Origin of the sequence: Halomonas qaidamensis, assembly GCF_025917315.1 — a bacterium.
Classification (GTDB): Bacteria; Pseudomonadota; Gammaproteobacteria; order Pseudomonadales; family Halomonadaceae; genus Vreelandella; species Vreelandella qaidamensis.
In genome coordinates this window covers 1,257,892-1,274,594 of record NZ_CP080627.1, presented here as the reverse complement: position 1 = coordinate 1,274,594, position 16,703 = coordinate 1,257,892, and the positions used below count along the sequence as shown (strand labels likewise).

Annotated in this window: 12 protein-coding genes; 2 read left to right on the top strand and 10 right to left on the bottom strand. The window is 50.5% G+C overall.

The window, feature by feature from the left end; all coding sequences use genetic code 11:
• Positions 1-79: 79 nt before the first annotated feature.
• On the bottom strand, positions 80-811 hold the full coding sequence (locus K1Y77_RS05980) for a sulfite exporter TauE/SafE family protein (protein WP_030070324.1): 732 nt from the start codon (positions 809-811) through the stop codon (positions 80-82).
• A gap of 48 nt (positions 812-859) precedes the next feature.
• Positions 860-2,053, bottom strand: coding sequence for a Bcr/CflA family multidrug efflux MFS transporter (locus K1Y77_RS05975; protein WP_264430826.1), 1,194 nt, complete (start codon positions 2,051-2,053; stop codon positions 860-862).
• Positions 2,054-2,246: 193 nt separating this feature from the next.
• Between K1Y77_RS05975 and tal the strand changes: the two genes are divergently transcribed.
• Positions 2,247-3,185, top strand: a complete 939-nt coding sequence (gene tal, locus K1Y77_RS05970; RefSeq protein ID WP_264430825.1) for a transaldolase — start codon at positions 2,247-2,249, stop codon at positions 3,183-3,185.
• Between the two features lie 165 nt (positions 3,186-3,350).
• On the opposite strand, the gene K1Y77_RS05965 is transcribed toward tal, so the two are convergent.
• The 8 genes from K1Y77_RS05965 to K1Y77_RS05930 all read right to left on the bottom strand — a co-directional run bounded on the left by K1Y77_RS05965 (position 3,351) and on the right by K1Y77_RS05930 (position 14,413).
• On the bottom strand, positions 3,351-3,866 hold the full coding sequence (locus tag K1Y77_RS05965; RefSeq protein ID WP_264018519.1) for an STAS domain-containing protein: 516 nt from the start codon (positions 3,864-3,866) through the stop codon (positions 3,351-3,353).
• Entirely contained in the window at positions 3,856-5,049 is a 1,194-nt protein-coding gene (locus K1Y77_RS05960) for a PP2C family protein-serine/threonine phosphatase (RefSeq protein ID WP_030070320.1), read from the bottom strand. Before K1Y77_RS05960 ends, K1Y77_RS05965 begins: the two co-directional genes overlap by 11 nt.
• 8 nt (positions 5,050-5,057) lie before the next feature.
• Entirely contained in the window at positions 5,058-5,858 is an 801-nt protein-coding gene (locus K1Y77_RS05955; protein WP_030070319.1) for an MlaA family lipoprotein, read from the bottom strand.
• A 76-nt stretch (positions 5,859-5,934) separates the two neighbouring features.
• Positions 5,935-7,056 carry a beta-ketoacyl-ACP synthase III gene (locus K1Y77_RS05950; RefSeq protein WP_030070318.1) on the bottom strand — a complete coding sequence of 374 codons (1,122 nt, stop codon included), beginning with the start codon at positions 7,054-7,056 and terminating at the stop codon, positions 5,935-5,937.
• Between the two features lie 107 nt (positions 7,057-7,163).
• On the bottom strand, positions 7,164-11,075 hold the full coding sequence (gene hrpA / locus K1Y77_RS05945) for an ATP-dependent RNA helicase HrpA (RefSeq protein ID WP_264019189.1): 3,912 nt from the start codon (positions 11,073-11,075) through the stop codon (positions 7,164-7,166).
• 234 nt (positions 11,076-11,309) lie between these two features.
• Complete coding sequence (locus K1Y77_RS05940) at positions 11,310-12,983, bottom strand: AMP-binding protein (RefSeq protein ID WP_264430822.1); 1,674 nt, start codon at positions 12,981-12,983, stop codon at positions 11,310-11,312.
• 185 nt (positions 12,984-13,168) lie between these two features.
• Positions 13,169-13,954, bottom strand: coding sequence for a class II glutamine amidotransferase (locus K1Y77_RS05935; RefSeq protein WP_264430820.1), 786 nt, complete (start codon positions 13,952-13,954; stop codon positions 13,169-13,171).
• 33 nt (positions 13,955-13,987) lie between these two features.
• Complete coding sequence (locus K1Y77_RS05930) at positions 13,988-14,413, bottom strand: hypothetical protein (RefSeq protein WP_030070314.1); 426 nt, start codon at positions 14,411-14,413, stop codon at positions 13,988-13,990.
• Positions 14,414-14,475: 62 nt separating this feature from the next.
• Here K1Y77_RS05930 and K1Y77_RS05925 point away from each other — a divergent pair, with 62 nt between their 5' ends.
• Entirely contained in the window at positions 14,476-16,581 is a 2,106-nt protein-coding gene (locus K1Y77_RS05925; RefSeq protein ID WP_264430817.1) for a S9 family peptidase, read from the top strand.
• The last annotated feature ends 122 nt before the right edge of the window (positions 16,582-16,703 follow it).

The following is a 16,703-nucleotide window of genomic DNA, read 5'->3' as shown; positions in this document are numbered from 1 at the left end:
TGCACCGCTTCGATGACAACTTTGTGACACAGCATGACTTAACAGAAAAATTTTAGTCCGAAATACCGCATACCCCGTACTAAATTAACAGCCCCAACGCCGCTAGCGTGCATAGCCCAAGCGAAGCTCCCTGCAACAATCGCCTATCCAACCGATGAGCAATCGTATCTGCCAACGCGTTACCAACTAGCACTGCAGGTAGAAATGTTAAAGCCAATTTAAAATGCCAAGCAGACACCTGACCTGCTAACCCTAGCGTTGCCAGCGTTAAAAGAGACGTCAAAATAAAGAAAGCAGCTAAATTGCCGCGTAGACGATCCGCTGGGAAGCCATGCATTAGCAGGACAATAGGAGGGCCACCGATGGCAGCCACCGTGCCGAAGATACCTGATAGAACGCCAGCTAGGAACAACGTCACACGGTTCACAGGGGGATGGAAACGAAACAGTGTTACTGCTACAGCAAACAGCACGATAGCAGCGATCAGCTTTTCCAATATTACTAACGGAGCAGCCAACAATAACCAAATACCCAATGCGTTCCCCGGCAAGCGGCCAATTAATGCAACGCCTATCGCATCAAGGCGTACTTCTTGCCAATAGTGGCGCACCATTAGTAATGAAACGGTGAATCCAAACAGCACTAAAACAACCGGCACCAAGCGAGGCTCTAGCATTAGTAGTAGCGGCGCCCCTACCACTGCCAAACCGAAACCTGTGGCACGCTGTACGAAAGCTCCCAGCATCAATACGGCTGAGCAAGAAAGCCATATATCAAGCGGCATATCCATCCATGACAACAGGTTATTCATTAAATCGACCATCTTGCCCTTACGCTAGAATCATTCAACAGAACAACATTAGTACGAAACATCGTACGTAGGCTTACTTGTCAGTTTTCTAACGCCGATGTTACCTAGCAGCGCGGCTCCCAACATTGTGAGCACCATTGGCCACAAGTGCTCTACTTGGAATAAGCCCACCATCACCCCAGCAATAGCCCCACAGCTAAACTGGATGCCGCCCAGCAAGGCAGTTGCTGTGGCACTAATATGTCCGAAATGATCGAGTAGCGCAGAGATGGCATTTGGCGTGATCAAGCCAATCATGCCGGTAAACAGCATGATCAGCGGAACCACTACATAAAGCGACGCGAGATTAAGGGCTGTCACTGTTACCAGCCCTAGCGCTGCAATGAGCTGAATGGTTAACCCAAGTCTTAAATTCTGCTGAGGCGAGCGCTTACGCAGCAAATGAATATTGACGCGATTAGATAACGCAATCACAAGGACATTGACGCCAAATACTAGTGGGTAAACGCTAGGCGATAACGAGAAGTAGTCTAAGTATAAAAATGGAGAAGCCGTTACAAAAGCAAACAGCCCAGCGAATGAGGCTGCGACGGCGCATATATAGCCCATCCCCTCTTTATGACGCAGCACGCTAGCGTAGTTACGTATAACTTGGCGCGGCGAAGCAGCGGGCAGGTTCGTATCTCGCGTCTCGGGTAAACGCGTGCCTAACAGCCAAAGCAAAAATCCTGCATAAGCGGCCAAAAATACAAAGATCAACCACCACCCGGCAACGTGTAGCAAGAGACTGCCCACCGCAGGAGCGACCAATGGTGCTAGCATCATAATCATCGCCATTGTTGACATGACCTTAGCGGCTTCACGTCCGCTAAAGCAGTCGCGCACAATCGCTGCTGAATTCACCACACAGGCACCGCCGCCCAGTGCTTGAATAAATCGCCATGCTAACAAGGAAGACAAACTATCCACGGTAGTGATCATTAGGCTTGCAAGCATAAACACCACCAAACCGCTGAGTAAAACAGGCTTACGCCCAATCCGATCTGACAGTGGTCCAAAGCACAGCTGACCTATTGCAAAACCAAATAAGAACATACTGATAGAGAGTTCAGTATGATGAATACTCGCATTGATATTTTCAGCCAGTATCCCCATGGCAGGTAAATAAGCATCAATTGCAAACGGCGCAAGCGCTGTATTGGCCGCCACCAACAGCGCCACCCGACGAGGATCAAGTTCCATAAATATCCTTGAAGTGGGCACTAAACAGCAGAGAATGCCGCTGAATAGATAGGACGCTAATTATAATCGATTTCAATTCGTTTGTCGGTCTCTGTTCGCTGAGCAATGGCCTTGCTAAAGTAGTCCGATGATTACTATTTCAACCATTACGATCTCAACGACAGCTATCTAAAAGACAACTAAGGAGCGGTGCATGGCTACTAGCCTACTAACTCAATTAAAAAAGATGACTACGGTGGTCGCTGACACCGGCGACCTTGAGGCTATCCGCCGTTTTCAGCCGCAAGATGCCACCACCAATCCATCACTTATCCTGCAAGCGGCTCAGCAAGAAGATCGACGCGCACGCCTGGCTAGCATTGCTAAAGAAAGCATCAATCTCGAAGATGCAGTAGATCGTGTCGCTGTTGATATCGGTAGCGAAATCAGCGAGCTGGTACCCGGCTATGTATCAACTGAAGTCAGTGCCCGACTATCGTTTGATCGTGATGCCACTATTGCCAAGGCGCACTCACTGATTGAGCGCTATGCACAGCATGGAGTGGGACCTGAGCGTATTTTGATCAAAATGGCCTCGACCTGGGAGGGCATCCAAGCCGCTCGTCAACTTGAGCGTGATGGTATTCGTACAAACTTGACCTTGTTATTTGGCTTTGCCCAGGCGCAAGCCTGTGCAGATGCTGGTGCAACGCTTATTTCACCATTTGTAGGCCGTATTCTTGACTGGCATAAAGCTAAACATCCTGACACTGATTTTAGCGGTGCCAATGATCCGGGCGTGCAGTCTGTTAAGCGTATTTATGACTACTACAAGAGTCACGGCTACCCCACCATTGTGATGGGCGCAAGCTTCAGAAACGTGGGGGAGATTCAGGCACTGGCAGGCTGTGATCGTTTAACGATCTCTCCTGCACTACTTAATGAACTAGATGAACTTCAGGGTGAGCTACCGCAACAGCTCATCGCCCAAACGGCCAGCAGCACGCCGAGTGAGGCATTAACACAGACAGATTTCCGTTGGGCGATGAACGAAGACGAAATGGCAACGGATAAACTGGCAGAAGGTATTCGCAAATTTATGGCTGACCAACGCAAACTTGAAGAGCTGCTCAGCACGCTGCGTAATGGCTAATGCACCTACTTGCTGTCTTGTGGAACTAGAAGCTACTGAGACAAAAATAGGCGACTGAGATAAAACAGAAGACAACAAAGTCAAAAAGGCCCTCTAGGAATATTTTCTTAGAGGGCACTTCCTTGATAAAGATCGCATTTTTGCAACATGTACGCTGATGACGTGTTAATGGGCTGTGGTGTTTTGCGCTTCGAGCATTTCCACAAGCGGTTGAAACTGTTCGCGGTTGTGCTCGTTCATATGCATCAAAATTCGATGGGCCTCTAAAATACGCTCACGCAATCCTTCCTCATCAGCTGGCTCAGCAGGCAAGTCTTCGAGTGCCGACGTTAATTTTGACGCTTGCTGCAAAGGTGCTTCCATCAACGTAAAAAAGCGTGCAAACCCCATCACATCAAGCATTTGCCGCACGTCAGGGTTATCAGCAATGATGGTGGGAGGTTGCTCTAAACGCCCTTTTACTGCCATTGCCACTTTGGCAAGAAAACCCAACGCTGTCGAATCAACATTCGTTGCTTCTCGCAGGTCAATTAGCACCGCCGTCAGCCCTGGCGTTTCCGCAAGGCGTTGAGCTTGGGTATCAAGGGTAGCGCACAGCGTTAAGCGTACATCACCGCATAATTTTAAAACAAAAACACCGGAATCGAACGCCGCTTTAATGCGGCCTTCTTCAATCAGCATGACCAAATCCGCTCACCATCATGATTGTCAGGTCATCGGGTAAAGCATCGCGGTCCTGGTTCGCCTCATCATCCGCATCGCCTTCTATAAGAAGCGAGTTGGTATTAGCTAACCGATCGCGCAACTGCTCAAGCGTGACACTTTCGCTTACTAATTGCTCAAGTTCCTTGAGCCGCGTGTCGAGCGTCTTACCCGGCAAGCATTCCAATACACCATCTGAACACAGCCATAAATGAAAATCGGCCGGTAAAGCACAGCTGAGCGAAGGATACTCTACATCTGGAAAAAGACCTACTGGCATTCCCTCACCTTCCAGACGCGCTAGTTTACCACCCGATACCAGCAACGGCATAGGAAGCTGCGCGCCAAGCGAATAGTGAAGCTTACGAGCCTCATGGTCAATAACACCAACAAATAAGGTCGCGTGTTTACCAATATCCGTGTCCTGCAATTCTCGGTTTAATGCCGCCAACCAATTTGGCGCCAGCTGTTCTGGCGATTGCCCATCCCACTCATTCAACCAACGGTTACACAGATATTTGAGCAGCACAGTAACGAACGCAGATGACGCGCCATGGCCTGACACATCGGCAAAATAAAACGCGCTGTAGCGGTCGTTATAACGCTGATAGTCAAGGAAATCACCTGATAAATACAGCGAAGGCGCAAACCAATAATCGTAATACACTCCGTTGATGACTTTGGGATGAATCGGCAGTAAACGCCGCTGAATATGTCCGCCGCTCTGCTGATCCATTCGCAGCAAGGCCAAGTGCGTTTCCAGGCTTTCGTTTAGTTCCGCCAACCGCTCTCGGTCTCGATCTCGCTCCTGAGCCAGAGTGTGAAGCTCAATGGCTTTGCGAATCATCCGACGCAACAGTTCCGCGTGACGTAGTGGATGAACAATATAATCCACTAAACCAACGTCAACTGCCTTAATCAAATCAGCATCTTGACGAGAATCGCTAACAACCAGAGTGGGCAAGCGATTGGTAAGCTGCGACCAGTGTTGGCGCGGCACTGCCCTTGCATGAGCAACAATCAGTGCAGTATCAGCGGGCAAATTATCAATATTCTCCGCTGCAAATACCCATAGGCCATCACATGTGATCGCTTCCGCTAACGCATCACGCTCTTGCCCCGGCTCATCGATCACCGCGATCAACTGCTTAGAATGATCCATATTAAGCCTCAATCGGCGAAATCGTCGTCACCAAAATCGGTATCATCGAATTCAAAATCGTCCATGGCAAATGGGTCATCCCCAAGTTCACCATCATTAATTTCAAATTGACGGCGTTGTAAGAAGGCATCGCGAATAAAGCGGTAACGGTCGCCACTAATCAATGCTTCTTGGTCAAGCAACCCAGCACGAATATGGATAATATCCAGTGCCGTCAAGCCAGCTCTAAGCGTATGGTCATCCATATAGGTAATAGGATGGGCAGCAATATCAAACGGCAACCCGGTGGTGTCTCTTAATGTGCGAGGACCTAGCAGTGGCAGCACTAAATAGCGCGAGTCCTCCCAGCCCCATACCGCCAGCGTCTGACCAAAATCTTCTTTATCAGCGTTGATTTCCATCAACGTAGCGTAATCTAACAGCCCGCCTATACCAACGGTCGAGTTAATTAAAAAGCGTGAAGTAGCTAAACCTGCATTAGCAGGCTTGCCCTGGAGCAAACTGTTTAATGCAGTGCGTACTTCACTTAGGTTAGAGAAAAAATTACCGACACCAGTTTGTATAGGGCCAGGAGTAACCGTTTGATAACCTTGTGCTAACGGCTTGAGTGTATAACGATCTAAAACGTCGTTAAAAACAAACACCCGACGGTTAAACCCTTCCCAGGGATCTTCGGGATGAGCTTGTTCACTAACATTAGGTCCTGAACTGGCGCATCCGCTCATGCTTAATATGGCTAGTAGCAAGACAGGCAATCCCTTGTAGCGCCAACTAAGTGCGCGTTTATGCTTTGCTAATAACCCAAGCATGACAATTCCTCTTTCAGCATATGGAGCGTGTTGTTGGTAGCGATTCACGCCTAAAACAATGAATAAAACACCACTATCAGTGACGACGTAACACAACGCTACCGGCACTGTAGCCGGCGCCAAACGAACAAATCACCCCAATATCACCGCTTTCAAACTGATCACGATGCAGGTGAAAGGCAATAATTGACCCCGCTGAGCTGGTATTAGCATAGCGATCCAGAATAATCGGCGCTTGTGCTTCACTGGGTTCAACGCCCAATACTTTACGCGCAATTAGGTCATTCATATGACGGTTAGCTTGGTGTAGCCACATGCGTTTCAAATCGCTTCCAGACAACTCTAGAGAAGCTAAATGACTTGAAATCAATTGAGCTACCATAGGGCACACTTCGCGGAAAACCCGTCGCCCTTCTTGTACAAACAGCTTATCTAGCGCCAGCGGATCACTGTCGGTAACGCGATTCAAAAAGCCCGCGTTGTTACGGATCGCGTTAGAGAACTTAGTCACCAAACGCGTACCCAATATTTCATACTGCTCATTTGCCACCGCACAGTCACTACTTTCTAGCACCATAGCTGTACAAGCATCACCAAAAATAAAGTGGCTGTCTCGATCTGTAAAGTTGAGATGGGCTGAACAAATTTCTGGGTTTACAATGAGTGCCCGTTTAACGCTACCTGATGCAATGGCATTGGCCGCTGTTTCCAGTGCAAAGGTGGCAGAACTACATGCTACGTTCATATCAAAACCATAACCACCTGCACCAAGCGCTTGCTGTACTTCGACGGCTACGGCTGGATAGGCACGCTCCAGGTTTGAACACGCCACAATAACAAGCTCAATATCAGCAGCATCAACTTTGGCTGCGGCCAACGCTTGACGTGCCGCTTGAATCGCCATATCACACTGCAGAGACGGCTCGTCATTACTACGCTGTGGCAGTTTAGGCCGCATACGCACCGGGTCAAGAATTCCCGAGGCGTCCAACACGTAACGGCTTTTTATACCGGAAGCTTTTTCAATAAACTCGCTGCTTGAATGTGACAACGGCTCTCGTTCACCACGTGCAATTGCATCAGCATAATGAGCATTCTGGCTGTCCACCCACGCGTTAAATGCTTTCACCAACGACGCGTTATCAATGGCGTGTTCCGGTGTGTAGAGTCCAGTACCGGTAATCACCACATGTGTCATGCCTTTCTCCTTTTAGCAGCTTGCTGAGAGTCGCTGGCTGTCAAACAATATTGCTATCTTGGTACATCAGCTTAATGCACAGCCCTATTATCGTATTACGGCAGGCGTTAAACGCTAACAATCTCTTCCCAACGCTTTTCAAGGCGTTTTACCGATACCGGCATTTTAGTGCCTAACTGCTGAGCAAATAGAGACACTCTTAACTCCTGAATCCACCAGCCGAAGGCCACTAACTCAGGGTCTTCCGCATCGCCTCGACGTTCGCTTTTACGGCGCGCATCAAAGCGTGTTTCTAATGCTTGGACATCATGCATTAACATTTGGTCGCGCCCTCGCTCTCGTGCTGCTTTTTCAAGCCGGATCAACGCAGCCTCGGTATAGCGAGGATACTCCGTTAACCACTCGCCTGCATCGCGAATAAAACCAGGGTAAACCAAGCGCTGCATCTGCGCGCTGACATCACTGTAAACAAGCGCCAACGCAAAGTTGAGCTTGCCTTTTAAAATTTTAGTTACTGCCAGATGCCCTTTAAGCGCTGCCTCGACATGGGTCAACAACATCTGCGCATGCGCTAGCAAACTTGCTTCTGAAGCTTGCATACGTTCTTTAAGAGCTCTCTCAGAACGTGGCAGGGGATGTTGAGCCACTACTTGAGTAAACACTGCTAGCAGAAGATCATCAACCAACGCGTTCTTGCTTCCTACCTTGGCAAACAACAATGCGCATTTTTCCACGCCAGGCAAGCGTTTAATCGCTTTAACCTGATCCGGCTGTTGTGCGATCGCTAAACGTGCCACACCCATTTGATGGGCCGCCGCAGCTTTCGCAGGATGGTCAAAAAGCGCTACTTTGAAACGCGACTCTTCAGCCACCAGCGCCGGGTAAGCTTCAACACGTATACCCGCCTGGGTCGTCACTCGAGATTCAGGCAGCGGCTCACTAGGCAAACCTTCAAGCGTCGGGGCCTGATTAGCCTGCTCTGCTAACGCCTGGGCCCCCATACTGGCGGCTTCTTCAAAGCGTCTTTCCAGGGCGCGCACGTCACGCCCCTGGCCTAGCGTTTTACCAGCGTGATCGACAACGCGCACATTCATGATTAAATGGGGTGCTAGCAGGTCTAAGCGCCAGTCATCAGGGTGTACCCGTGTGCCCGTTCGACGCCGAATAAACTCACCCAATGCCTCAGTTAGCGGGCGCTGGTCCGGTGTCAGCGTCTCCAGCGCAGCATCCACCCAATCGGGAATAGGCACCACCTGCCGACGGATGCTTTTTGGCAGTGATTTAAGTAGTGCAATACACTTTTCGCGCAGCAGCCCGGGCACTAACCATTCAAGGGCATACACAGGCAACTGCGGCAACATGGCAGCGGGCACTGTCAGCGTCACCCCGTCATCTTCTGCATCAGGATCAAAGTGATAGCTGACTGGGTAGGCAACACCTGCCAGTGTTAGATGATCGGGATATTGCGCCTGAGTAACGTCGTTAGCATCGCGCGCTTTCAGCGCCTCGATATCAAATTTTAGTAAATCTGGAGACTCACGCTCTGCCTGCTTACGCCAGTGTTCAAACCCTTTGCCATTAACGATATCGTGAGGAATGCGTTCGTCATAAAAAGCAAACAACGTCTCTTCATCGACCAGAATATCGCGCCGACGTGCACGATTCTCAAGCGCCTCAACTTCTTCAACCAGCGCTCGGTTATGGGCAAAAAACTCTCCCTTTGTCTGAAATTCGCCCTCCACTAGCGCTCGGCGAATAAACAGCTCCCGCGACTCTTGAGGCGCAATAGGGCCGTAATGCACCCGGCGGCGAGCAACAATGGGTAGGCCGAACAGCGTTACTTGCTCGAACGCAACTACCTGGGCACGTTTCATTTCCCAGTGAGGCTCGCTGTAGCTGCTTTTCACTAAGTGTTGGGCTTGAGGCTCAATCCACTGGGGGTCAATTTTCGCCACTGTACGGGCGAACAATTTAGTAGTTTCAATCAGTTCAAACGCCATTATCCACTTAGGCGTTTTTTTCGCCAGCCCTGAACCGGGGTGAATCATAAACTTACGATTACGCGCCCCCAAGTACTCGCGGTTTTCCAGCAGCGTACCCAGGTTAGACAGCAGCCCAGATAGCAGTGCTTGGTGCAGCTTGCCAGACGTTTTGCGACGCACTTGCTTGGCCTGCTCTTCACTTTCGTCTTCATCTTTGGGTGGCGGAGCAGGTACCACAATCTCCATATCGCGCAGCAGCTGTCGCAACTGACGGAACGTATCATGCCATTCGCGCATACGCAGGTAGTTAATATAGTGCTCACGGCACCAGCGACGCAGTTGGTTACCCGAAAGCGTCTCGCGGGCATTTTCGATGCCGTGCCACAGATTGAGTAGCGCGACAAAATCAGAATCCGGGTCATGCCAGCGCTGATGCGCCTGATCTGCCGCTTGGCGTTTGTCGGCCGGTCGATCCCTAGGATCTTGTATCGCCAGGGCTGAGACCACAATCAGCACATCCCGCAGGCTACCCCGCTCAGCACCCGCCAGCACCATGCGCGCTAGGCGTGGGTCAATGGGTAGCTTAGCTAGCTTGCGCCCCAGCGGGCTCAGGCGCTGCTGGTTGTCTACCGCCCCTAGTTCAAACAGCAAACGAAAGCCATCTTTTACGAACCGGCTATCGGGTGGGTCAACAAAGGGGAATGCTTCAATACTACCAAGCTTCAGCGCCAGCATAGAAAGAATGACCGACGCTAAATTGGTGCGCTGAATTTCTGGGTCGGTAAACCCTGGCCGCGACAAGAAGTCTTCTTCATCATAAAGACGAATGCACACTCCTTCCGCAACACGGCCGCAGCGCCCTTTACGCTGATTGGCACTGGCCTGGCTAATCGGCTCAATCGGCAAGCGCTGTATTTTTGCACGGTAGCTATAGCGGCTGATACGCACCAAGCCTGGGTCAATCACATAGCGAATCCCCGGCACAGTGAGTGACGTTTCAGCCACATTAGTAGCCAACACAATGCGCCGCCCACGATGGGAAGCGAAGACGCGATTTTGCTCTTCATTAGAGAGCCGAGCGTATAGCGGCAGAATTTCAGTACCGGTTAAGTCAGCCCGTCGCAGGGTATCGGCGGTCTCACGAATTTCCCGCTCCCCTGGTAGAAACACCAGCACGTCCCGTGGGCCATGCAGCCAGCCTTTTTCACGTTCAATGGATTCGATTTCACGCACTGCATGCAAAATGCCCTCTTGCAATGTGCGATCCTCTTCATCCTCTTCGCTGCGCGCCAGCGGGCGGTAGTGAACCTCTACAGGAAAGGTACGCCCGGAGACTTCTACCACTGGTGCAGGCGTCTTAACACTGCCAAAGTGGGCGGCGAAGCGGTTCACATCAATGGTGGCAGAGGTAATAATGACTTTTAAATCTGGACGTTTCGGCAGCAGGCGCTTTAGATAACCTAACAAAAAATCGATATTAAGGCTGCGCTCATGCGCTTCATCAATAATCAGCGTGTCATAACGCAGCAGCAAGGGATCATGCTGGGTTTCTGCTAGCAAGATCCCATCCGTCATCAGCTTGACGAGCGTATTAGGAGAGCTTTGGTCATTAAAGCGCACTTGGTAGCCCACCTGCTCACCAAGCGCTACGCTCATTTCTTCCGCTAACCGTCCGGCCACACTGCGTGCCGCCAAGCGCCGGGGCTGAGTATGTCCAATAATGCCTTTTCGCCCACGTCCAAGCTCTAGGCACATCTTAGGCAGCTGAGTGGTTTTCCCTGAGCCCGTTTCCCCCGCCACGACCACTACCTGATGGTCGCGAATGGCCGTTAAGATATCCTCACGCCGCTCTACCACGGGCAGTTCTGCAGGATAATCCAGCGCCACCTTCAATGCTTCACGATTAGCCAGCAGACGTTTAGCTTTCTCTAGGTCACGCTGAATCTCCTGTACGCCGCGGTCAATCGGCTTGTTATCCCGCTGACGCCTTTTAAGGCCATCCACACGGCGTGCTAACCGCTGAGCGTCACGCAGCATCACCTCACTTAGCGCTTTTTCTAAAACAGCGTTTTCTAAAAAAGCAAGTTGGGGCACTGGTTGGCTTTCAGCATGTTGTTGGGTTTCTGCGTGGGGAGAGTGCGTGTCGGTGGTCACGTTAGGCTCGGCTTCCATCTCAGAATAAAATCGGCCCACTGCATGAGTGGGCCGACCATTGTAACGCTTTCACTAACAGGACACCTAACCGCAGCGATTAGCCAGTGCAACAGGTGCTTAAGCGTCGTTAGTTTCCTGATCGCGGAGCTGGCGACGCAGCACCTTACCAACGTTGGTTTTAGGAAGCTCATCACGAAACTCGACAAACTTCGGCACTTTGTAGCCGGTCAGCTCTTTTTTACACCACTTACGCAACGTCTCGGCGTCTAACTCACTGTTTTTGGAAACAACAAACAGTTTAATCGCTTCTCCTGAATCTTCATCCGGCACGCCAACTGCCGCAGATTCCAGAATGTCAGGGTGAGCAGCGACCACATCTTCTACTTCATTTGGGTATACATTAAAACCAGATACCAGAATCATATCTTTTTTGCGATCAACAATTTTGATGTAACCGTCGTCTTGCAATATGGCGATATCACCTGTGTGAAACCAGCCATCTTCATCAATGGAGTTACGCGTTTCATCTTCCCGCTGCCAATAGCCTTTCATCACCTGCGGCCCTTTCACGCAGAGCTCACCGGGTTCACCTAACGCCAACACATCATTTCCATCCGCATCAACCACTTTAACAGCAGTACCTGCAACAGGCTTACCGATGGTGCCAAGCTGGATAGCGTTGGTCGGATTAAAGCTAACAATGGGCGATGTTTCCGTTAGCCCGTAGCCTTCCGCAATTGGACAACCTGTCGTTTCTTCCCAGCGTTTAGCAGCCGCTTTGGTAAGCGCCATGCCGCCTGAAATGGTCAGCTTTAGCTTTGAAAAATCGAGCTGTTTAAAGTCATCTCGGTTACACAGCGCATTAAACAGCGTATTCAGACCAATAAAACCGGTAAATGGCAACCCCTTAAGCTCTTTAACAAAGCTCGGTAAATCGCGAGGGTTAGTAATCAATAGCGAGTGATTGCCTGTTTCCATGAGGAACAAACAGTTAACGGTAAACGTATAGATGTGATAAACCGGCAATGGTGCAACTACGAGTTCTTCACCGTCAGTTAAGTGTTCACCAATGGCGGCACGGGCCTGAAGCATATTGGCCACTAAGTTACAGTGGGTCAGCATAGCGCCTTTAGGCATGCCGGTGGTGCCACCAGTGTATTGCAGTGCTGCTACATCATCCATGGTGCGTTGCACCTCGGTATGGTGTAACGACGCGCCTTTTTTCAGTGCATCACGAAAGCCAACAGCGCTAGGTAACGAATAGGCAGGCACCATTTTTTTGACGTGTTTAACAACGGCGTTGATTAGCCAACGCTTCGGCACGTCGTGCAGATCGGCAAGTTGAGTCACCAATACGTGTTGGAGATCTGTTCTATCCAACACTTTCTCAAGTTTATCTGCCATGTTGGCTAAAATCACAATGGCCTTGGCATTTGAGTCTTTAAACTGGTGCGCCATCTCACGCTCAGTGTAAAGCGGGTTGGTATTGACAACCACTAGGCCCGCTCTTAATGCACCAAACACCGCCACTGGAAACTGCAGCACATTAGGCAGTTGAATAGCTATCCGATCCCCAGGAACCAGATCGGTTTCATGCTGCAACCAAGCTGCAAAATTGGCAGAAAGTCGATCAAGATCGGCAAATGTTAAGGTTTTTCCCATGCAGCTAAAGGCTGGTTTGCTGGCAAAACGTTTAACCGCTGAGTGAAAGACATCCGTAACTGAATTGTACTGTTCCAAGCCTTCAAGCGCTGGACCACGTAGTACGTGGGCATTGGCGTGTTCGCTCATGGGCAATCTCCGCTATCCGTGTCGATATTTGACCGACTTGTTATTGTTACGTGACAAAGTGGCAAGCCTAAAAAAGCCAACCATATACGACAGGCAGCATGCTGTAAAACGATCGATTGAAACTGGCGTTTCAACTTTAGCTTAAAACGTACCTTCGCTACTGTCGCTCACGCTGTGTCGACCTCCTATTTGCTATGACCATAACGCGCGTAGATTTCTCCTTCACGCCATACCAATAATTCACCAGGCACCATACGCTGCCACGCTTCATTTTGAGTAAGCGGCTCAGTGGCGATCACAGAGACAATATCGTTAGGCGTCGTATGTTCGATAAAGTTAACCGTCAACTCCGCATCAGATAGCTCTGCCTCACCAAAGGGCGCGCGGCGGGTAATGTGTGCCAGTTTGGTTGAGCAATAGCTGTATAGGTAAACCCCATCAGATAACAGTAGGTTAAAAACACCTAACCCGCGCAACTCTTCGCACAACTCGTGCAGCCGCGACCATAATAGTTGTGGAGACGCTGGCGGTATGGGAAAGCAGCGACGTAGCTCCCCCATTAGCCAGCAAAAAGCGTGCTCACTGTCAGTAGTACCTACCGGGGTATACACGCCTAGCGGCAGCTGTTGCCAATCACTTAACTGGCCATTATGAGCGTAACACCAGGGCCGCCCCCACATTTCACGAGTGAACGGATGCGTATTTGCCAGCCGCACACCACCTACATTCGCTTGGCGAATATGGCTGATCACTACATTAGATTTGATAGGATATTCACAGATTAAGCGGGCAATTGGAGAGTCAACAGAAGGATGAGGATCACGAAATTCCCGGTAACCTCCCTCTTCATAAAACGCAATACCCCACCCATCGCGATGGGGGCCTGTACCCCCACCACGATGCAAAAATCCGGAAAAGCTGAAACAAATATCGGTAGGCACATTGGCGCTCATGCCCAGTAACTCACACATCGGCTGGCTCCACCATCGCGCCTTGAACACGCATTAGTTAATGACTGGTTCTCGGCGGCGAGTCGGTTGCGGATCTTCTTCTACATCGCGACGTGAATTGGCCTCTTCAACTAACTGGGGCCTACGCCACCACCACAGAGCAACCCCCACACATCCACCTAAACCAACACCCAGAATTAACCAAAGCAAACCACCGCGTAACGCACTCATGCTACCCTCTAAAAAGGCAACTGCAGACACCATGGCTGCCGGCGCCCAGCCGGTATAAAACTCACCCTCTTCTATCAATGGCAACCGATATCCTGCTGGTATCCACATCGCCCCCGCCACACACCAGGTGATGAGCAAGCGTGGTAGACGAGGCAAGAACGCCATCGCAAAGTAAACAGCGACTAGCACTAGCAGTGAAAGGACGTAATAACTTAACCACAACAGTGACATTGAGTCTTCAAACAGCATAATACCCCTCATGTGGGTGGAGACACCCGACGTTGATTTCCCGCTATGGTACCTATCAATTTATGAAAGCACAGCCTGGTATGCACGAAGGCTCGCCTGTCGCACATTATTATCGCGCTAATTCTCCAGAATGGCACTGGCTTGAAGAGCGTGAAACGCCCGATGTAAGACTTTTTTTGGACGCTGCAAACCATCAGCATGCTGAATGGTTTGCTCCTTTACGGCCGCTTGCTGAAACACTTTATCAAAGCCACTTAGAGCGCCGCGAGCTAGCGATCACCAGTCTTAAGACAGCGCTGGACCATTTTACGTTCTGGAACAACACTGCCGCCGAGGATGATTACCCTTGCTGGTGGCGACATCCTAACGGCCAGCCTGATGCACACGAGTGCTTTCTTGACGTGCGCGATCGTGCCGCTGACCAGCCGTTTTATGATATGGGCGATATGGCGCTTTCTCCTGATGAGCAATGGCTCGCCTGGACAGAAGACACTCAAGGAGATGAGCGCTTTACCCTGTGGCTAAAAGCATTGCCAAGCGGAAAACCACAACAGTTACTTAGTGACATCGGCGCAAGTGTTTGCTGGGCTGAAGACCAGGCGGCTAATGGTGCAACATTGCTATTTACCCGTTTTGACGATACTCAGCGACCAGACTCTATCTGGCGTGTATGGATACCGTTTTCAACGCCAGAGCGCCTTGCCGAACCAACCTTAATCATGCGAGAAAACGATCCAGAATTCTGGATTGGGATTGGCAAAACGCGTTCGAAAGCATGGCTTCTGATTGAAAGCGGTTCAAAAGATACAACAGAAATTCATGCGGTGCCTGCAAACCAACCCCAGGCTTCACCACTATGCTTACACGCCCGCCAAGCAGGTGTTGAAGTAAGCATTGAACATCGCCCTGGTACGTTTTATCGCTTACAAAACCTTGCAGGCCCTCATTTTCAGCTCGACTTCATGCATATTACCCAGCACAGTGCCGATGCTCCTGAGTGGCAGCCACTGATAGCCCACCGTGAAGCTACCACCTTAGAAGGAATCGATGCGTTTGACTGGGGTTTAATCATCGCCGAGCGAAGCCATCACGATGCCCAGGTCATGTTACGTCGCTTAGTGCTAGATAAAGATCACAACCTCTCACTGGATAAGCATATAGAACTACCTGAAACACCCTGCTCGCAGCTGCTAGAAGATTCGCCACACTTCAATGCAAATACAGTACATCTACGTGAAGAGTCATTCACTCGCCCCCCCAGCTGGTATGCGCTAAACCTTGATAGCGGTGAACGCACGCTGCTAAAGCAAGTCCCTGTTTACGGCCAACTGCTGCCTGAACAACTAGTCAGCCAGCGCATATGGGCAACCAGCGCTGACGGCGAACGCGTACCGGTATCCATCGTTATGCGTGCTGACTTAATTGGCCAACCACTCCCAACGCTGCTGTATGGTTACGGCGCTTATGGTGAAGCGCTTGACCCCTGGTTCTCAATTGCCCGGCTTGAACTACTCGAACGTGGCGCAGCATTTGCAGTAGCCCACGTACGCGGCGGCGGTGAGCGAGGCGAACCGTGGTATCTCAACGGCAAAATGGCCCACAAAGAGAACAGTTTTAATGACTTTTTAGCGGCCCGCGATGCGTTAGTAAACGCAGGATTTAGTCGGCCAGAAAGGATCGTGGCCTGCGGAGCAAGTGCAGGCGGCTTGTTAGTTGGCACCTGCATCAATCGCAGGCCTGAGGCGTTTTGCGCAGCGGTGTTAGAGGTGCCATTTTTAGATGTATTACGTACCATGCAGAACCCAGAATTACCCCTAACTACCGCCGAATATAGTGAGTGGGGTAACCCTGAAGACCCAGAAGTGGCCGAACGTATCCGTGGCTACTCGCCTATCGACAACATTCGCTCTCAGCACTACCCAGCGCTGTGGATAGAGGGCAGTTGGTTTGATACTCGCGTCAGTTACTGGGAGCCCGCTAAATTTTATGCCCGCGTTACCGAGGCACAGCAAGGCAGCTCGCCTGTATTGCTACATACCGACATGACCAGCGGCCACGGTGGTGCATCAGGTAGGTTCAAAGCTTGGCGAGATACTGCCCGCCAAGACGCGTTTATTCTCTGGGCTCTTGGGTTAGCCTCTGTGGATACGACACACCAGCAACCCTAACGCTGTTCCAAAGCGCCACAGGTATTTGACCTAGCGGAGGCCTTTAGCACTAGAAAAATATCAAGACTTAACCTAGATAACGTGTAAAGCAGCGCTTAGGCGCTGCTTTTTTGTCAGCAAAT